This window comes from Acidimicrobiales bacterium (assembly GCA_025455885.1).
In the GTDB taxonomy this organism is placed as follows: Bacteria; Actinomycetota; Acidimicrobiia; order Acidimicrobiales; family Acidimicrobilacustridaceae; genus Rhabdothermincola_A.
In genome coordinates this window covers 95,696-114,031 of sequence record JALOLR010000015.1, presented here as the reverse complement: position 1 = coordinate 114,031, position 18,336 = coordinate 95,696, and the positions used below count along the sequence as shown (strand labels likewise).

The following is an 18,336-nucleotide window of genomic DNA, read 5'->3' as shown; positions in this document are numbered from 1 at the left end:
GATCTCCCAGCCAGTCTCGTTCCCCACATATCCACGATGCCCCGATGGCCTTCGCCAAAGTGGGATCCAGCAGGCCCTTCTGACGACGGCTAGGAAGCCGCGCCTTCCGTCGGCCGAAGAGCCAAGAATCGTATTTTGCCCCGAGACGAGTTCCCCGAAGCCGTCTAACGTGACTCGTCCGTATGCCCGTAGGCCCGGACCGCAGCTCCGAGAGGTGCAGCCATTGGTGCAGCCAGAGCACCCAGCCTGCTGCAGACGCTGGTGGACCTCGGTAGACACAGAGCCCTTGTGACGACCACGCCGACGGTCATTGGCGGACTCTGGTGGACCCCTTCCCTCTAGCTACGGATCAGAAGGTTGGGGGTTCGAGTCCCTCCGAGCGCGCTAGCTGTTTGCTGGTAGAGGTTCACCTGCGACTGGGGCACCCAGCTCCGACGCTCGGCGACTCCCTCACGACCAGTGATTCAGTACCTCAGGTAGGCGTGAGCACGAACTCCGAGCGCCTGCAGAACGAGCGTGAGGGCGTCGGCAAACCGCTCGACGTCGTTCCGGAGCCGAACGTCGGAGGCCCCGACGAGGTCAGCTGATTCTCGAATCAGGTCCGCCTCAGCCCGCATCACAGCACGAAGCAATGGATCGTTCACGGTCTCTCTGCTCACCGCGAACTCGGCCATGCCGCCGGGCCGCAGGATCATCGAGTCTCCAAACGCCATGAACGCCATGAGAAGGTCGTGCCGTTGCTCACCGTAGACGAGTTCGGTGTCGGTCGTCATGCCGCCAGTCTGGTCAGAGCCTGGGACATCGCCAGCCGATGACGGACTGTGCAGCGAGCACCCTCAAGCTCGCCGGTAGCGGCTGGCGAGGTACTCGTCGACCCAGTTCCTGGAGCTGCGCCACTCTCCATCTGCACCCCGCACCGCCTGCAACCGCCCGCGATTGGCCGCAGTGCGCAGCGCCGGTGCCGCGATCTCGTCGTTGGCCAGAGCGGCAAGCGGCACAAGGCGCGCCGGGCCGGCGACGGCACCTCGCGGCTCGGTCGACCTCGACGGCCTGAATGTTCGCTCATCGCGCACTCAACTGTACCGAACACTTCTGCCACGTGTTCGCTGCTGGGGGACCCAACCCGACCGAACGACAACTACAACGCTGTGACGCCCTCCTCGTCGCCCGGATCGGAGAGTCGTCTGGTGCAGCCAAAGGTGCAGCCAGACCACCCGGCCACCAGCGAACTGCCGTGGACGACACTGGAGAACCCTGACCGATTCGCCATACGGTTGTGGGCGCAGGCGGACGGCGGTGGACGTAGCGCATCTGCCCACGGATCAGAAGGTTGGGGGTTCGAGTCCCTCCGAGCGCGCCGGACAAGTGCTGGTGGAGAGGGTGATGCCTCGAGGTGTCACCCTCTCGGCGTTCTGGGGATTCCATCCGAGCTCCATCGGCGACGAGCACGAGTGCCCCCGACCGCGTCGCCTCCGCGGGGTGCCTCCCCCGAGATCTCGGGATATGACGGTTCTCGGGGCCGGGTTGCAGCTTGGCTGCACCGGCCCTCGCCTCTGGCTGAGGGGCCCGTCGCCGTCGAGGACTCATGTCCCCACCGACGGCGGCAATACTTGCGCCTCGAGGCAGCGAGAGACGGGTCCATGAGCTTGCCCCCACCACCGAGCGGCCATCCCGGCCCCCGTCGGCCAGCCGCGCCGCGGCAGGCAGCACCCACCCCCAAGTCGGGTGCTTCACCTACACCTTCCCGGGCCGATGGGATCAGCACGGCGACAAGCCAAGCCCTGACCGACGCACCCAAGCCCTACCGGTTCGATCCCGAGACCCTGCGCCGCTGGCGCAACCCCGCGGTCTTCGTCGTGGCCGTGGCGGTCCTCCTCGCCAGGCGGGTCTCCCTCCTGTTGCGCCCCGTCTTCGTACTCGAGGACGGCCCGATCTTCTTCGGTGAACAGATCAACGAGGGGTTTCGGCCCTTCGAGATCTTCAACGGCGGCATCTACGTGGGACAGCGGGCTGTGTCACTCCTGACATCGGTCCTTCCGCTCCCGTTGCAGCCGAGGAGTTACTACCTGGCGGCATGCCTCCTCGCCGTCCTGCCACTCATGTTCTTGCTCGGTGAGCGATGCGGTCCTCTGCTCGGGCCTTGGCGTTGGCGAGCCGCTCTCGTCCTCGTCCTCGTCGTGGCTCCGAGCACCGCCTCGATCCAGGGGACGCTGGCGTACCTGCACTGGTGGTGGATCGTTCCGGCTCTCGTCATCGTCGCATCGAGACCGACCACTCGACGATGGTCCAACGTCGCAGAGTTCGCCTTCCTCCTCGTGATGGGTCTGTCGGGGTTCGGGGCGCTCTTCGTCATCCCCACTGCGCTCTGGGGGTGCTTCCGGTTCCGGGAGCGCGTTGCGTTCGTGCGTCTCGGCATCGTGGTTGTCAGCTCGGCGATAGCCGTCTGGGTGCTTGTCGCTTCCGGCCGCGACAACGGGCCCCGTCAGCTGAGCGACCTGGTGACCACGGCTCCCTACATCGTCAACCGGCTCGTCGGCGCAGCAACAGTGCTCGGGCAGGAGACCGTTGTGAGCCACTGGAGCTCGGACGCCAGGCCCTACTTCATCGTCGTCGGGATCCTGTTCCTCGCAACGAGCGTTGTCGTCGCAGCGACCGATTGGCGGGGCCCCTCACCGTGGTGGCTGCTCGGCGCCTCGGTGCTGGCCGGCGCAGCCTTCTTCTCGGTGAGCTGGGTTGAGATCGAGGCGTCGCAGATGGGTTTCCCGTACCAGGAGCGCTACTTCGCAGGGGTGACCCTCGTGCTGCTGTTGATACTTTTCAGAGCTGCGGCCACCTCGCCTCTGGCTGCTGCAAGGACCGCTGCTTCCGTCGCCTTGGTGGCCTGTGCCATCGGGGTGGTGAACGATGTGAAGCTTCCACAGTGGGAGGCCCAACCGGGCAGCGTGACGATCGAGGACCTTCAGCGCTGTCTCGCAGAGAAGCAGCAGGATGTCTGCGAGCTCTCCGGGTTTCCTGCCGACTGGCGCATCTGGATCGACGTCGACCGCTAGACGTTGGGTACTCCCCGGCTGCGAAATCGCGGTCGATGCGGTCCTGCAGTTGGCCCCTGGGGTGAACGCATGGGTCGACATCGGTCAGGCTGCCGAGAACGGTCGGGGTTCGAGTCCCGCCGAGCGCTCGCAGGCGCAGGGGGTCGCGTCAGCGCTCCAACGCGGCGCGGTCCCACCCGGCGGTCGTCGCCGCCGCCTCGTAGGTGGACTGCAGGAACTCGAGCAGCACGGCATCGGGATCCGCGGCGGTGCGCACGACCTCGTAGGGCAGCACGAACTCGACGAGCTCGTCGTCCCACCTAGCCTCCGACGGCCCGATCGTTCGCTTCCGGTAGCCGGGCGGCTCCGGGTAGGCGTACGCGTAGAACACGCCCTCCTCGGCGGGGCCGCCGGGCCAGTAGCCGCAGCTCGACACCTCGTGGGAGTACGCCTCGAGCATGACGTGCGGTCCGCAGTTCGGCGCCCCGCCCGGGTGCGGAGGTGCGGTCCGCCCCGAGAAGCGTGTGTAGGCGAGGTCGAGCGCCCCCCAGAAGAAGTGGATCGGGCTCGCCTTGCCCACGAACCGACTGCGGAACACCTTGAACACCCGCTCCATCTCGACGAGGGCGAGCCAGAACCGGTGCACCGCCGCCGGGTCGTAGCGCGCGTGCTCACGATCGTCGGGGAAGGGGATCGCCCCGGGGATCTCCACGGGCACCGGCCAGATGTCGGTGGCCACACCGACATCGCCGAGCAGCGCCATCAACCGCTCGTGGAAGTCGGCCACGGTGCGGTCCTCGAGCGCCAGCCCGGCCCGATCACCTTCGGTGGTCGTGATCTCGAGCTCGTGGGCGACGAGGTCGAGGTCGATCTGGAACGTCGGCCCGGTCGGGTGCGGCATCGGCGACGTGGTCATCCCGCGGGCGGTCAGGTACAGCGGGACGTTCCACCAGTGGTTCGCCAGCGGCTCGTTGGCCAGGCGCACCTTGCCGATCACCTGCAGGTAGAGCTGGAGCGTGTCGCGGGTCGGGATCCACGCCTCGGTCGGGAGAGCTGGCCACATCGTGGGACTCCTCGTTCGGTTCGGCGGCACGCTAGCCCGACCGATGGTCGAGCCCGCCCCCTCGGGCGCTCACCCCGCCGTACTGATCGCCCCGTCACGGGGGTACGTGAGGGCCCGGCTCCGCGAACCAGGAGGACGTCATGGCCGAGATCAACAGGGCAACCCAGACCGACCGCATCAGTCGAGCGGACCGCACGACGGAGAGCTCCGCCGACGTCGAAGAGCACGACACCACCCACACCGCCGACGCCACCGACACCGCGGCGCGGCTGACCGCCGCGATCGCGGGTGGCGTGGCGACCGTCGTCGGACTCGTGGCCCTCATACGGATCGACTGGGCCGACGGCATCGACTCCGCAGCCGTCGACGTGGCCGGGATGGCGTTCACACCCACCATCGCCATCGCCACGACGATCTTCGGGCTGATCGCCCTCGCCGCCGGAGCCGCCGCCGACCGGGCATCGAAGCTCGTGGTCGGCGTTCTGCTCGTGTGCGTCGGCGTGGGCATCCTCATCGCCGGAGACGACCGGGCGAACTGGGACCTCGAGACCGGCCACGGGTGGATGGGCGTGGTCGTCGGCGGTGTGCTGATCGCCGCCGGCCTGGCGTTGCGGGACCGTTGGTCCAGCCGTCGCACCGTCCGCGGCTACCAGCACCGGGCCTGACCTCCCGCACCCGGTGCGGGCGCCGGACATCCGGCCGAGGCAGCGGCTTCCACCGCCCACCGGCGCACCGGGCCGGGGGCTCGCAGCCCGTCAGGAGACCGGCGTCGCGAAGGTCCTCTCGTAGGCCACCAACGTCTCGTCGAGCCAGTTGCGGCCCGAGAGCCGCACGGTGACCGCCGGCCCCCCGTCGTCGACGAACTCCAGCACCCCGAACTGGCCGAAGCCCGGGAAGGCCCCCTCGCTGTAGGGCCCGCCCTTGACGTTCCCGGGCCGGTCGAGGGCGGCGGTGTGGAACACCGGGAACCCGGCACCGCCGGTGGTCGAGTAGTCGCTGTTGGAGCCGTCGTCGACGGCCAACATGTGGGCGTCCCCGCTCAGCATCACCAGGTTGTCGATCCCCTCCACGGCGATGGCCTCGGCGATCTCGGTCCGCTCGGCCGGCTGACCGGTCCAGTTGTCCGATCCCGGCTTCGCCGGGCCGATCCACGGCACCGAGTTCACCCACACCACCACCGCGTGGGTCCTGCTCGCCGTCCGGAGCTCGTCGAGCAGCCAGGCCTTCTGGGCTGCGCCCAGCATCGTGTCGGCCGTGCGCTCCGAGCGCTGATCGGTCATGACGAAGCGGACCCTGCCGATCGTGAACGCCTGGTTGATGGGGGTGTCGCCGTCGGTGACCGGGTAATGGGGCACCGAGACCCGGTAGGCCTCACGTGACGCGGCCCGACCGACGAAGGAGGCGTCGGCATCGTTCGGGCCGTAGTCGTGGTCGTCCCAGACGTAGGCCACCGGCGCCTGGCGGGCCAGGGCCGACTGGGCCGGGGTGGACAGAGCCACTCCGTAGGCGTCGACGAACTCCTCCGGGTCGGTGCTGTCGATGTTGCCGTAGTGCAGGTCACCGAGGGCCAGGTGGAACAGCGGGTCGATGGCCCGGATGGTGTCGAAGACCGCCACGTTGGAGCCGGTCCGGGCGCACGCCGACGCCGTCACCGTGAACGAGAGAGCGCCGTCCACCGGGGTCGAGAACTCCCCGAACCCCCGCCCCCGGTCGGGTTCGCCGTCCACGACCACCCGGTAACGGTGCTCGGCCCCCGGGCGCAGGCCGTCGACGCGCAGGCTCACCATGCGGTACTCGTCGGGCGTCACCGACTCGCTGGCGACCACCGGCCCTCCGCCCGGGTCCACCTCCAGGCGCGCCGAGGTGGCGCCCTCCACGATGCGGGCCGTGACGGTGACGCCGGTGGGGGACAGCGCCCCGGACCACACCCACTCGACGCGGTCGACCGGGATGTCCGGCGCCACGCTCTCCTCGTGGGTGGGGCCGAAGAAGTGCTCGTGCACGGTGTTGGCCCCCGCCCACGACCCACCGATCAGCACCGTCGCCAGCACCGCGAGGCCCACGATCTCCCGGGGGCTCCGCCGGTGCTGCCAGCTCAGCCACAGCAGCACCGCCGGGACCATCAGCGCCAGGGTGAGGGCCAGGGCGACCCCGGGGACGTACTGGAGGGCGGCGAAGATCCCGGCCCCCGCCGCCGCCACCGCGATGAGCAGCGCGCCCACCCCCTCCCACCGCCAGGCCAGCAGCGCCCCCACCGACATCAGCGCGGTGAGGGCGTACTGCACGTTCTGTTGCACCGGGACCCCGAGCCCGTAGTCGGAGGTGTCCGCGGGCAGCTCGATCCGCAGGGCCATCAGCCCCAGCCCGATCGTCGCCGCGAACGCGGTGACCCGGGCCGCGAAGCTGAGCGCGTCGTGGGCGTCGGGATGGATGGGGATCGCGCCCAGGATCGGGCCGTGGTAGGGCGCGGCCGACCACGGACACCCGTTGCAGTGGGTGTGGGAGGTCTCCCGGCTCACCAACCACTGGGTCGCCCCGACCGCGACCAGCCCCAGGAGCGCCCCGCCGACGATGTCGGTGGCGAGGGTGCCGTCGTCGATCCGGTGGAGCCCGGCGGCGACGGCCAGGGTGCCGAGGCCGACGCGGAGCGGCAGGATGATCCAGGTGCGCTCGAAGAGCACCGCCAGGGCCAGGGGCGCCAGCCCGGCGAACACGACGACCAGGAACATCGGGAGGCTGGGGTAGGTGTCCACCGACCCGAACGCCGACGCGCGGGCCTGGTGGGCCTGGGCCACGAGCGGGCGCAGGGCCACCACCACCAGGGCCCCGACGAGGATCGACGCCACGTAGTTCACGACCACGACCCGACACCGGTAGGCGAGCAGGACCGTCACCGCGGCCAGGCCGAGGGCGATCCAGTCCTCCCCCGCCGGCACCAGGAAGGCCACCGAGTCGAGCACCCCCAGCGAGTCCACCCACCCGGCCACCCGTTCGTTGAACCGCTCCGCGTTCTCGGGCGACCAGGCCACGAAGGCGGTGGTGGCCGCCATCACCGCCGCGCTCCAGACCACGAACGCCGTCGTGGTCCAGTGCGGTCGGGCCGAGCGGTCCTCGGGCAGCGAGGTGGAGCCGAGCGGGGAGCGGAGCAGGACACCCCGGGCCCAGGGGGGCGGTTGCGGCCAGGTGACGGCGACGACGAGCGCAGTGACCCCGAACCCGACGCCGAGCAGCGACGCCACTGCGGCCAGGGCCAACAGCCACGCCTCGCCCTCGACGTACCCGCCGGACCTGGTGAAGTTCCCGATCGACCCGATCAGGACGTACAACGCGGCGGCGATCGAGGTCGCGGCGATCATCACGTACACCGGCCGGGGCCGGAGCCCCAGGGTGCCGCTGGGGGGTCGGCCCAGCGTCTCGTCGACGATGGAGGCGGCCGCGATCCGGGCTCGCCGCACCCTCGTCGCCTTGGCCCGCGAGCGGGCGATCTCGTTGGCCTCGCCCAGGATCCAGACCACCAGGCCGACGGTCATGAGGGCGGGGACGAACAGCTGCAGCCGATCGAGGCCGAGCACGCCGGCCATCTCGAGGCGCCGGTCGGCGCGACGGGTCGGCGCAGTGGTCACGACGTCGCCTCCACGTCGTGCACGACCACGATCCCGAGGTCCCCGTCGACGGTGACCTCGTGCCCGGCCAGCAGCGAGGTGGCCCCCGGCACGTTCAACACGGCGGGGAGCCCCAGCTCGCGGGCCAGGATGGCGGCGTGGGAGAGCGGACCGCCCCGGTCGAGCACGAGGGCCCCGGCCCGCACGAACAGCGGCGACCAGGACGGGTCCGTCGCCTCGGCCACCAGGACCGCGTCCGGTGCCAGCTCCTCGTCGGGTGAGGTGACCACCTGGACGCGGCCGCGGAACCGTCCTGCGCTGGCCGCCCACCCCTCGACCTGCCGGCCGACGGGTGCGACGTCGGCCTCCCGGGTGGGCCGCCCCGTGAACCGGGCCGGCAGCGGGCCCTCCTGTTCGTAGCGGGTCCGCCAACGGCTCCGCCGGCGCACGACGTCGGGAGGCACGGCGGTCCCCGCGAGCAGGGCCCGGCGCAACTCCGGAACCGTCAGGAGGTCGACCTCGCCGGGATCGTCGAGTGCGCCCGATCCGACGAGCCGACGACCGATCTCGAGGTGGACCCGGCGCACCTCGCCGCCGAGGGCGAGGAGCGCGGCCTTGGCCTGCTCCCGGCGGGCCAGCCGGTCGGCGGCGTCGGCCGCCAGGCGACGCATGGCCCGGAGGCGGAAACGCGACAGGGCGGCCCCGTCGTTCCAGCGCTCCGATCCCTCCACCACCGCCCGCACGTCGGTGAGCGGGAGCTCCTGCGCTCCGGGAGGCCCGGGGGCCCGGGGGCCCGGGGGCCGGCGGCCGAGCTCGGCCCAGGTGGGCCCGGCGAAGACCGCCGCGCTGGCCTCGTCGTCGACGGGGGCGCCGACCCCGCCCCACGCCACCATCCGATCGGTGGCCCGCTGCGCCTCGGACCCGTCGAAGTACCGTCCGAGCATCGTCTCCAGCCGGCGGTGGGTGGCGGTGGCGTCGGTGGCCACCCCGAGCTCCGCGGTCATGCCCCGTCCCGCCAGGTCGAGGAGCCGGAGGTGGTAGGCCAGCAGGCCGCGGCCGTCGAAGTCTCCGAGATCGGGTCGCCCGGCGAGGACGGCGCCGATGGCCTCGACGATCGTCACCGCCTCGGCGGCGTACCGGGAGCGGGCCTGCAGGACCCGCAGGTCGTGGAGGAGCGACCGCAGCCGCCGACGGGGACGTGCCGGGCCCGCGGCGACCGGTACGGACGAGGCCCGCGCACCGAAGTACTGCGCCTCGAGGTCGCCGGCCACCGAGCCCGAAAGGGTGCCGGCCATGCCCTGGAGTCGGGCGAAGTCCATGGCCGCCCTCCCCCGCACCCGCCGAAGGAGGGCACCGCCGTCGGCCAGGTCGGGAGGGAGCAGACCGAGGTCGTCGAGCAGGCGCCGGAGGGACTCCTCGACCAGGTGGGAGTCGACGGTCCACAGCAGCGGCGACAGGACGCCCGGGAGCATCTCCCCGATGCCGGCGGTGGTCAGGTCCAACCGTTCGATCAGGTCGGGCGGGTCGTCGAAGCCGTCACCGTCGGCGGATCCGGTGACGGTGATGGGGCGGGCCTGCACGAGCCAGACCCGCTCGCCGTCCCAGGCCCACTCCACGTCCTGGGCGCAGCCGGCGCGAGCCTCCACCGCCAGCGCGAGGTCGAGGGCCTCCTCCACCTCGGGTGCGACGCCCTCACGGGGCCCGGACCGGGGCAGGACCGCGGCCGCCGGGGTGCGGCGCCCGGACACCAGCGACTCGGCCAGCCCCTGGACCGCCTCGACCCTCGCCTTCGAGGGGTAGTCGCCGGGGTCGACGGTGAACACCACCCCCGCCCGCACCGCGGGGACCATCCTCATCACCACCGCAGCCATGGCCGCGGCCTCGTCACCGATCCCGAAGCTCCGCCGGTAGGCCCGCGGGGCGGGGTGCCAGAGCGACGCGAAGACCGCCTTCACCGCGTCGAGGACCTCGTCGGCGTCGCCGGCCTCGACGTCGAGCACCGAGTGGTACTGCCCCGCGAACGAGGACCGCTCGAGGTCCTCGACCGTCGCCGAGGACCGAACGGCGAGCGGGGCCCCGTCGCCGACGCGTCGGGCCATGGCGACGATGGCGGCGGCGTCCCGCGGGTCGAACGGCACGGCCTCGAACGTCGAGTCGATCTGCTCCGCCGACACGTCGGCGCCGGCGCGGAGGGAGTCCATCAACGCTGCGAGCGCGGTGTGGGCGACGAAGCGGCGATACGTCGCGATCGTGACCGCGCCCGTGGTGGGCACCGGGAAGCCCCAACCGACCAGACGGTCGAGCGCGGCGCCCTTCCCGCCCAGCAGGTCCGGGTCGACGCGGCCGTCGAGGACCACCGCCGCGGTGTCGCGGCCGGTGCCTGCGGCGTCGGCGGCGTCAGGCCCGGGTGGGTTCGCGGTCATGGTCCTCGCCGGTCAGGCCGTCCCGGTACGCCGCCACCGCACGGTCGGCGACGTCCTCGGTGCGCTCACCGGCCACCACCGCCCGCGCCGCCATCCACCGCACGAGGTCGGCCCGCAACGCCACCGGCACCCGACCCACGAAGGTGCGGATCAACAGCACCGCCCCGATGGCCGCGACGGCGCCGAACACCGCGGCCAGGTCGGATTCGCCCTCATCCACCGCGCCGGCGACCCCGACGGCGCACAGCACCAGCGTCGCGGCGAGCATCGCCCGGTCGAACATCGTCGGTCTCATGTGGGTCTCCCCTTCTCGGCACCCTCACTCATCACACGCCCGCCACGCTCCCGGAAGGGCCGGAGGTCACCGCGGGTCACGCGGGTCGGCGCCCACCCCGGTCAGCTGGACTCCCAGCGTTCGGCCTGGGTCCGCAGCCAGCCTTCCTCCCAGAAGCTGACGGCGCCACCTCGGTCCAACAGGTCGCGGTGCGCTGTCGCCATCAGCGTCGCCAACCGGAGGTCGTGGGGAGCGACGGCCTCGACCGCCTCACCGAGGCGGATGGCGACGACGGCGTCGCCGCGCGCCAACGCGGCCTCGGCCCGGTCGAGCACGGTCCCGGTTCCCAGCGCATCGACCAGCTCGGCGAACGCCGCGGGAGCGGGATCGGGGTACAGCTCGGTGGTCGACGCCAGCTTGAACCAGCCGACGTACTCCTCCCAGAAGGTGCGCACCGCCCACGACACCTTGCCGTAGCCCTGGCCCACCCGCAGCTCCGGGGGCAGCTCGATCTCCCTCATGAGCGTCCACACGTCCACCCCGGCGTTGAACCCCTCCAGCGCCCTGGTGTGCACGTAGTCGACGGCCTTGTCCAGCCGTTCGAGGGACGCCTCGATGAGGTCGGCGCCGACGATCGGCTCGTAGCGACCGGTGACCAGCATCTCGGGGCGCAACTCGCGCACCAGTCGGTTGGTGGCCGCCTGGGGCTCCACGAACCGGTAGCGGTCGCCGCGGATGGTGTTGACGTTCGGGAAGTGCGGGAACAGCGGGCCGAACAGGTTGGAGACCAGCGCGATCCGGTGCTCGGGCAACCACACGATGCAGCAGTCGACGGTCTCGCCCACCGCGGCGTAGAGCTCGATGCGCAGGCCGTCGACGTTCAACACCAGACGGTCGTCGAAGAGGATGTCGGGCTCCGGCTCGGCCTGGGTCATCGACACCCCGGGGTTCTCCTCGTGGATGCGCCGCGCCTCCGTGCCGAGCATGTCGAACCAGATGCCGGCGGTGCGCATGCGCAGCCCCTGGATGCGCTTGTCGTCGCGCTGACAGGCCGGGTTGTTGGCCTGGGCGACGTAGGTGGTGCCCGGCTCCTTGAACAGGTCGACGCCGCCCACGTGGTCGACGTGGGCCTGGGTGGTGATGATGTGGTGGGTCGGACCGGGACGCACGGCGTCGAACACCCGCTTGTGATGGGGCGCCTCGTAGCCCATGCCCGTGTTCACGATCACCCGTCCCGTGTCGGTCAACACCATGTAGGCCGCGGTGTTGCCCCCCGACCGGTAGACGAGTCCGTCGACGATCGGATGGGCGGGGTCGTCGTAGACCGGGGTCAGCAGCTCGCGGCCCGGGCGGGTGTCGATCAGGTGATCGACCTGTTCGGAGATGTTCACAGGACCTCGATCCGTACGTTCGGGAAGGCGTCGAGGTAGGCCCCGAAGTGGGAGCGCACCTCCTCGGGGGTGGTGGAGAAGTCGCCGCGCAGGTCGTAGACGACACGACCCCCCTTCTCGCGGGGGTGGGCGGCCTGGTAGGCCCCGATCTCACCGCGGGCGGTGTCGGTGAGCTCGATGCCGGCCGCGTCGTAGATCCGCTGGAGGGTGCCCATCTCGTCGGCCATGTACTCGTGGAAGAACACGTCCACCGTTCGCTGCTCAGGAAACAGATGCCGATCCCGGAGCGACGAGTCGAGGAGCCGACCGATGCGATCGGTCCAGTAGTCGCGGTACCACTCCGGGTTGGTCGACCGGTAGGCGGTGCGGGCGCCGTACGTCAGCATGGTGATGGTCGACTGCACCACCGCCACCGGGTCGCGGTGGGTGACCACGATGGTGGCATCGGGGAACGTCGCCATGAGTGGACCGATGTTCTCCAGATGCTGGGGCGACTTCAGCACCCAGCGCTCCCGGGGCCGGTACCACTGGAGGATCTGCAGCACCGTCTTCATGTAGGCGTAGTGCGGCGTCTGGTCGTGGGCCAGGTAGTGGTCGCGCCAGCGTGGCGTCCGAGCCACCCATTCGATGTTGTAGTTCGAGAAGTCCGGGGCCATGAGCTCGTTCTCCTCGTGCACGTGGTCCGGCTCCATGGGGTGCATGGCGGCGATGAACGGCGCCCCGGCCTGCATGGCCTCCCAGGCCTGCTGGCAGCGGGTCCAGCGCGGATCGACCCCGTCGGGGCCGACCGACTCGCGGGGGTCGGGCACGGGCTCGTAGCTCTCCCACAGCGGCATCGACCGGAAGCGCGAGTCCGAGGCCAGGAGGTTCACCAGGTTGGTGGTGCCCGAGCGGGGCAGCCCGACCACGATCACCGGCTTGACGATCTCGACATCGAGGATCTCGGGTTGGCGTCGAAGCAGGTCGTGGATACGAAGACGATTCGCCGCATAACGGGCGCAGTCGCCGAACATGAGCAGACGACCCAGGCCGGTGCGCTCGGGGTCGGCGTCCATCTCCGAGAGCTGCACGTCGAGGCGCTCGCGGAAGTCGTCGGGGCCGAAGTCGTCGAGGCCGGTGGCGGCGACGGCCGCCTCGCACACGGCGTCGACGCTGAGCTCGGTGCGCACGGTCTCGCCGTACTCGAGGCCCATCCGTTGGACGTCGTTGAGCACCGGTTCGGCCAGGTCGTCGATGCGGATCTCGGTCACGGCGTCCTCCTCACAACGCCAGGTAGCCGCCGTCGACGGCGAAGGCCGTGCCGGTGGTGAACGCCGACGGCTCCGTGCACAGGAACAACACGACGGCGGCGACCTCCTCCGGTGTGCCCATGCGGCGCATGGCCTGCTTGGCCAGCTCCCCGTCGAGCATCTCCGGGAACGGCTTCATCGGGGCGGTCATGGGCGTGTCGATGAGGCCGGGGGCGACGGCGTTCACCCGGATGCCGTCGTCGACCCAGTGCAGGGCCAGGTTCCGGGTCAGGGCCAGCAGCGCTGCCTTCGACGACGAGTAGCCGGGCACGATGGTCGTCGCCCGGTACGACATCATCGACACCAGGTTCACCACGGACGCTCCCCCGCCCATGGTGCTGCGGGCCAGCGCCTCCCGGGATCGCACGGTGAGCCGCTGGGCGCCCTCGACGTTCATGGCCAGCGACGCCGAGAAGCCCTCCGGCGACCACTCGTCGAGGCCGTCGGGGAAGTTGGCCCCGGCATTGTTGACGAGCACGTCGAGCACGTCGAACGACGACGCCAGCTCGTCGACGGCCGCGGCATCGCGCATCTCCAGGCGACGGAAGGTGAAGGCGGAGAGGTCGGTGTCGTAGTCGTCGGCCGAGGGCCGCGTGCCGGTGACGGTGACCGTGGCCCCGGCGTCGGCGAACGCGGCGGCCACGGCGTGGCCGATCCCGCTCGTCCCGCCCGTGACCAGCACGGAGGCCCCGGTGAAGTCGAAGCGCACCGCGTTGGTCATCGGTGGTCCCCCATGGTGATCATCACTTTGCCGCAGTCCTTCGACCCCTCCAGGACGGCGAGGCCGGCGCCGAACTCCTCGAGACCGAGCGTGTGGGTGACGAGGCCGGACAGGTCCCGCCGTTCGAGCAGTTCGATGGCGTCCTCGAAGCGCTCCGGGTACTCCATCGACCCTCGGATGGTGAACTGCTTCATCAGGACGTTCACGTAGTTGGTGGGCACGGGGCGGTAGTGCAGCGCCACGACCACCAGTCGACCGTCGACCCGCCCGTGCTGGAGCACGTCGCCGATCACCCGGTCGGCCCCCGACGCCTCGATGTACACGTCGGTGGCCGGCGTGGGCCCGAACATGAACGGGGTCGTGCCGTGGATGCGCTTCAGCTCCTCCCACACGTCGACCACGCCCGGATCGAGCACGTGGGCGGCACCGACCGTGCGGGCCAGCTCGAGGCGGGCCGGGCTGAGGTCGACGGCCACGACGTCGTCGACCCCCCGGTCGGCGAGCGTGGCCAACGCCATGAGGCCGATGGGCCCGCAGCCGAACACGACGACCTTCTCCCCGGGCCGGGCCTCGGACTGGTTGACGGCCTGCATGCCCACAGCGAGCGGCTCGGCGAGGGCTGCGGTCGTGAGCGCCATGTCGTCGGGCACCGCGAAGAGGCGGCGCCCGCTCGCGGCGTCCGGCACGTGCAGCAGCGGGGTGAGGCCCCCCTGGGGGCCGCCGGTCCCCATCGGGCCGTCACCGGCGTCCGACGGGCACACGACGACGCGGTCGCCGACCGCCACGTCCACGACGTCGTCGCCCACCCACTCGACCACCCCGGCCATCTCGTGCCCCAGCGGGATCGGGTGGCCGGGGGTCATCCCCATGTGGATGTAGGACACGTCGGTGCCGCAGATGCCGCATGCGGCGATGCGCACCAGCGCGTCGCGGGGGCCGGGGACGGGTTCGGGGACGTCGTCGAGGCGCCAGTCGTCGGCGCCGTGCAACATGATCTGCTTCATCGTCGGTTCGTCTCCTGGCGGACGGGTCAGGGCCGCGCCCGGATCGGCGCGAGGTCCCCCACGAACACGTCGGACTGTACGGCCTCCACTGCGACCGGGTGACGGCCCGGCCATGCGGTGGGCCGTGCGGTGGGCCGTGCGGTGGGCGACGGGGCGCCGATCCAATAGTCTCTGGCTGTGCGACTGGAGATCACTCGACGGGCCGACCTGGCGACCCGGGCGCTGCTGGCCCTGGCCGGCGCCGGCGAACGACGCAAGGGCGCCCAGCTCGCCGCCGAGCTCGACGCCTCCGCAGGCTTCCTCGCCCAGGCCATGACCCCGCTGGTCGACGCCGGCTGGGTCCGGTCCGAGCCGGGACCCACCGGCGGCTACCGCCTCGCCGTCAGCCTCGACGACGTCTCGGTGCTCGACGTCATCGAGGCAGTCGAAGGGGAGACCGAGGTCACCCGCTGCGTCCTGGAGGACCGTCCGTGCGCCGGCGGAGGCCAGTGCGCCCTGCACGTGCCCTGGTCCCGGGCCCGCACACAGCTGCTCGACGAGCTGGCCGCCACCGCGCTCTCGACCGTGGGCTCGTCCGTCGCCTCCCCGGCGATGGTTCGGCGGCGGAGCCCACGGTGACCACCGCGGCGCGCGGACCGGCTGTGCACGACGGCGAGGCGCCCGCCACGCGCTCCGTGCTGCGCGCCGTGGCCGTCCCCACCGAGCACGGGGGGTGGGGGTTGTCCGGCGAGCCGGTCCTGCTCGGGCTCCTGGTGGCGCCCAGCGTGGCGGGCGTGATGGTGGGTGTCGCCACGGTGCTGGCCTTCGTCGTGCGCACGCCGCTGAAGGTCGTGCTCGTCGACCGGCACCGTCACCGTCACCGTGACCGCACCCGGGTGGCCCGCCGCGTCGTGGCCGTCGAGGGCGCCGTCCTCGTCGCCGTGGTCGCCGCGGCGACCGTGCTCGCCGGTCCCCGGATCTGGTGGCCGCTCGCCGTTGCCGCGCCGCTCGTCGTCCTGGAGCTGTGGTTCGACATGCGGTCGCGTGGCCGCCGTCTCGTCCCCGAGCTCGCCGGGGCGGTCGGGGTCAGCGCCGCCGCCGCCGTGATCGTCCTCGCCGGCGACGGCTCCGCAGCGGTCGCGCTCGGGGTCTGGCTCGTCCTCGCCGCCCGGAGCATCTCCTCGATCCCCCACGTCCGCGCCCGCATCGCCCGACTGCACCACCGTTCGGCGGCGCGCTCCACCCTGGTCCTCGCCGACGGCGTGGCCGCGCTGGCGGCGCTGGCCGCGGTCGCCCTCGATCGCGGGTTCCTGGTCGGCGCCGCAGCCGTCCTCGTCCTCGTCGTCGTCCAGTGGGCCACCGACGGGAGGGAGATGCCGGTGACGGTCGTCGGGATCGGCCAGACGATCGGCGGGCTGCTCGTCGTCGTGGCGACGGCGATCGGCGCCGCGCTCGCCTGAGCCCATCCGCCCGCACGGACCAGGGACGTTCGTCCGGTACCCGGTGCTCAGTCGGGCAGGCGGTAGCTGTCCCGGTCGCTCTCGCGTGGCTGGCGTCCGGTGCGCAGCGGCGAGAGGGGTGCATCGACGAGGAGGGTCCGGCGCCACGACGAGGAGAGCCCGATCGCCGTGGCCCGCCATGCGACCAGCGCAGGGTCGTCGTGCTGGGCGGCCTCGTACTCGGCCCAGGCCTCCCAGGAGGGCACGGCCCACAACAGGATCGCCTCGGCGTCGTTGCACATGGCCGTCGTCCAGGCGCCGACGAGCTGCCACCCGAACGGTTCGTGGACGGGCGCGGCGTCGTGGCGCACCCGCTCGAGCAGCTCCGAGGCGGTGCCCTGCGGGACCTTCACGACCTCGTGGGCGTACAGCTCGCCGCGGACGCTCGCCGCGCAGAGCTCGTCGATCGTGGCGGTCCAGGGCGCCGGGACCAGGATGCGGTCCACGCCACCGCGGCGGAACGAGGCGGCCCGCGCCCACCAGTCGGCCAGGGCCGGGTCCTGCAGCGTGGGGTGCCCGAACTCGTGCCGGAAGGAGGCAGCCAGGCCGTCGAAGCCGTCCTCCTCCCACAGGTTCACGACCTCCGGCCAACGTCCCGTCGATCCGACCGTGCCCCAGACGCCGTAGCAGAGCTGGTTGCGCTCCGCCTGGCCGATCGGCGACCAGTTGGCGGTCATGTGGTGCATGTAGTTGGCCCGGTTGTGGCCGATGATGTCGATGAACTCGTGGATGTAGACCTTGTCGTTGGCCATCGGCCCAGCCCCCCGTACGGATCGAGATGGGGGGAGTATGGCCCGACCCCGAAGGGCCGGGCCGACGACGCCGCGGCGTCAGACGTGGCTCAGGCGGCCACCTTCATGAGCCGGGCGAGGTTCCCACCCATGATCTTGGCCTGGTCGTCCTGGGGCAGCCCGTCGAGCTCGTCGACCCAGGTGACGGGGTCGAAGAGGCCTTCGGGGTGCGGGTAGTCGGACCCGAAGACCACGTTGTCGACCCCCACCAGCTCGATGAGGCCCTTCGGGTCCTCCTCGTGGAACGGGTGGATGGCGATCGCCCGCTTGAGGGTCTCGATCGGATCCTCCTCGAAGGCCTTGGGCGAGCGCTCGTAGACCTTCTCCATGCGCTTCACCAGCGGGCGCACCCACGAGCTGCCGTTCTCGACCGGCATGAAGCGGATGTCGGGGAAGCGGATGGCCAGACCGTGGCCGATGATCGAGGTGACCACGTCGCTGATGCCGCGGTAGTCGGCCCGAAGGATCAGGTCGAACGGGGTGGCCTGGTTGGCGAAGGGGAGGAACTCGTCGCCGGAGGCTCCGGTCCACTCGTTCTGGTACCGCTGCTGACCGTCGTCGGAGGCGTGCATGCCGACGAGGATCCCGGCCTTCTGGACCCGCTCCCAGAACGGGTCGTACTCGGGGAGGGCGAACGAACGCCGACGACCGTTGCGGTCGGGCACGGGCGCGGGACGGATGAGCACGACCTTGGCACCGTGCTCGAGCACCCACTCGAGCTCGCGGATGGCCTCGTCGACGATGTTCATGGCGATGACCGGCGTGGCGAAGATGCGGTCGTCGAAGTTGAAGGTCCACTCCTCGGCCATCCACCGGTTGAGGGCGTGCACCACGACGTGGGTGGCCTCGGCGTCGTCGGCCATCCGCTCCTCGAGGAGGCTGGCCAGGGTCGGCCACATCAGCGCCCGGTCGATGCTCAACTCGTCCATCAGCTGCACCCGCGGCTCGGGCGAGAAGTAGGCGTCGGGCGCCACGATGTACTTGGGCGGCGGCGCCGGTTCGATGTCGCCGGCCTTGGTCTTGGACGAGGGGTTCTTCAGGCGGAACTCGAGCTCCTGGGCCCCGGGGGGCGCCACCTTGTTGAAGGTCGGGTTCGGGATGTAGTCGCTGATCTTGTTCTTGACGGCGATCTTGGTGCGCCCGTTGACCTGCACGTACTTGATGAGGCCGTCGTACTCGGGCGGGAGATACCGCGTGAACGCCTCGGTCGTCTCGTACATGTGGTTGTCGGCATCGAAGACCGGGAAGTCGAGCTTTCGGGACACCTGGCA

The 18,336-nt window shown here is 71.2% G+C and carries 15 protein-coding genes; 4 read left to right on the top strand and 11 right to left on the bottom strand.

Annotated elements, in window-relative coordinates:
• Nucleotides 1–464: 464 nt before the first annotated feature.
• A complete protein-coding gene (locus MUE36_13020) occupies nt 465–773 on the bottom strand; it encodes a hypothetical protein (GenBank protein ID MCU0311851.1) in 309 nt (102 codons plus the stop codon).
• A 1,083-nt stretch (nt 774–1,856) separates the two neighbouring features.
• On the opposite strand from MUE36_13020, the gene MUE36_13015 reads away from it, so the two are divergent.
• Entirely contained in the window at nt 1,857–3,050 is a 1,194-nt protein-coding gene (locus MUE36_13015; protein ID MCU0311850.1) for a hypothetical protein, read from the top strand.
• A gap of 148 nt (nt 3,051–3,198) precedes the next feature.
• On the opposite strand, the gene MUE36_13010 is transcribed toward MUE36_13015, so the two are convergent.
• Nucleotides 3,199–4,092, bottom strand: coding sequence for a DUF5996 family protein (locus tag MUE36_13010; protein MCU0311849.1), 894 nt, complete (start codon nt 4,090–4,092; stop codon nt 3,199–3,201).
• A gap of 140 nt (nt 4,093–4,232) precedes the next feature.
• Here MUE36_13010 and MUE36_13005 point away from each other — a divergent pair, with 140 nt between their 5' ends.
• Nucleotides 4,233–4,757 (top strand): hypothetical protein, encoded by a 525-nt coding sequence (locus MUE36_13005; GenBank protein MCU0311848.1) that lies wholly within the window; start codon nt 4,233–4,235, stop codon nt 4,755–4,757.
• A gap of 90 nt (nt 4,758–4,847) precedes the next feature.
• Here the strand turns inward: MUE36_13005 and MUE36_13000 are convergent, their stop codons facing one another.
• The 7 genes from MUE36_13000 to MUE36_12970 all read right to left on the bottom strand — a co-directional run bounded on the left by MUE36_13000 (nt 4,848) and on the right by MUE36_12970 (nt 14,796).
• Nucleotides 4,848–7,715: an alkaline phosphatase D family protein gene (locus MUE36_13000; GenBank protein MCU0311847.1), complete on the bottom strand. Its 2,868-nt coding sequence runs from the start codon at nt 7,713–7,715 to the stop codon at nt 4,848–4,850.
• Nucleotides 7,712–10,117, bottom strand: a complete 2,406-nt coding sequence (locus MUE36_12995) for a PEP-utilizing enzyme (GenBank protein MCU0311846.1) — start codon at nt 10,115–10,117, stop codon at nt 7,712–7,714. Before MUE36_12995 ends, MUE36_13000 begins: the two co-directional genes overlap by 4 nt.
• Complete coding sequence (locus MUE36_12990; protein MCU0311845.1) at nt 10,092–10,412, bottom strand: hypothetical protein; 321 nt, start codon at nt 10,410–10,412, stop codon at nt 10,092–10,094. The genes MUE36_12995 and MUE36_12990 overlap by 26 nt, the downstream gene beginning before the upstream one ends.
• A 101-nt stretch (nt 10,413–10,513) precedes the next feature.
• Complete coding sequence (locus MUE36_12985) at nt 10,514–11,782, bottom strand: MBL fold metallo-hydrolase (protein MCU0311844.1); 1,269 nt, start codon at nt 11,780–11,782, stop codon at nt 10,514–10,516.
• Nucleotides 11,779–13,032: a sulfotransferase gene (locus MUE36_12980; GenBank protein ID MCU0311843.1), complete on the bottom strand. Its 1,254-nt coding sequence runs from the start codon at nt 13,030–13,032 to the stop codon at nt 11,779–11,781. The genes MUE36_12985 and MUE36_12980 overlap by 4 nt, the downstream gene beginning before the upstream one ends.
• Nucleotides 13,033–13,042: 10 nt before the next feature.
• On the bottom strand, nt 13,043–13,792 hold the full coding sequence (locus MUE36_12975; protein ID MCU0311842.1) for an SDR family oxidoreductase: 750 nt from the start codon (nt 13,790–13,792) through the stop codon (nt 13,043–13,045).
• Nucleotides 13,789–14,796 (bottom strand): zinc-binding dehydrogenase, encoded by a 1,008-nt coding sequence (locus MUE36_12970; protein MCU0311841.1) that lies wholly within the window; start codon nt 14,794–14,796, stop codon nt 13,789–13,791. The genes MUE36_12975 and MUE36_12970 overlap by 4 nt, the downstream gene beginning before the upstream one ends.
• 177 nt (nt 14,797–14,973) lie before the next feature.
• Here MUE36_12970 and MUE36_12965 point away from each other — a divergent pair, with 177 nt between their 5' ends.
• On the top strand, nt 14,974–15,414 hold the full coding sequence (locus tag MUE36_12965) for an Rrf2 family transcriptional regulator (GenBank protein ID MCU0311840.1): 441 nt from the start codon (nt 14,974–14,976) through the stop codon (nt 15,412–15,414).
• Nucleotides 15,411–16,235, top strand: coding sequence for a YwiC-like family protein (locus MUE36_12960; GenBank protein MCU0311839.1), 825 nt, complete (start codon nt 15,411–15,413; stop codon nt 16,233–16,235). The genes MUE36_12965 and MUE36_12960 overlap by 4 nt, the downstream gene beginning before the upstream one ends.
• Before the next feature lie 47 nt (nt 16,236–16,282).
• Here MUE36_12960 and MUE36_12955 read toward each other — a convergent pair whose 3' ends face one another.
• On the bottom strand, nt 16,283–17,026 hold the full coding sequence (locus tag MUE36_12955; GenBank protein ID MCU0311838.1) for a hypothetical protein: 744 nt from the start codon (nt 17,024–17,026) through the stop codon (nt 16,283–16,285).
• A gap of 89 nt (nt 17,027–17,115) precedes the next feature.
• Nucleotides 17,116–18,330: an amidohydrolase gene (locus MUE36_12950; GenBank protein ID MCU0311837.1), complete on the bottom strand. Its 1,215-nt coding sequence runs from the start codon at nt 18,328–18,330 to the stop codon at nt 17,116–17,118.
• Nucleotides 18,331–18,336: the final 6 nt, after the last annotated feature.

Excerpts from the sequence above, each read along its gene's own strand:
- MUE36_12975 (MCU0311842.1), bottom strand. The coding sequence starts at position 13,792 with ATGACCAACGCGGTGCGCTTCGACTTCACCGGGGCCTCCGTGCTGGTC.
- MUE36_12955 (MCU0311838.1), bottom strand. The coding sequence starts at position 17,026 with ATGGCCAACGACAAGGTCTACATCCACGAGTTCATCGACATCATCGGC.
- MUE36_12990 (MCU0311845.1), bottom strand. The coding sequence starts at position 10,412 with ATGAGACCGACGATGTTCGACCGGGCGATGCTCGCCGCGACGCTGGTG.
- MUE36_13020 (MCU0311851.1), bottom strand. The coding sequence starts at position 773 with ATGACGACCGACACCGAACTCGTCTACGGTGAGCAACGGCACGACCTT.
- MUE36_12995 (MCU0311846.1), bottom strand. The coding sequence starts at position 10,117 with ATGACCGCGAACCCACCCGGGCCTGACGCCGCCGACGCCGCAGGCACC.
- MUE36_12970 (MCU0311841.1), bottom strand. The coding sequence starts at position 14,796 with ATGAAGCAGATCATGTTGCACGGCGCCGACGACTGGCGCCTCGACGAC.
- MUE36_13005 (MCU0311848.1), top strand. The coding sequence starts at position 4,233 with ATGGCCGAGATCAACAGGGCAACCCAGACCGACCGCATCAGTCGAGCG.
- MUE36_13010 (MCU0311849.1), bottom strand. The coding sequence starts at position 4,092 with ATGTGGCCAGCTCTCCCGACCGAGGCGTGGATCCCGACCCGCGACACG.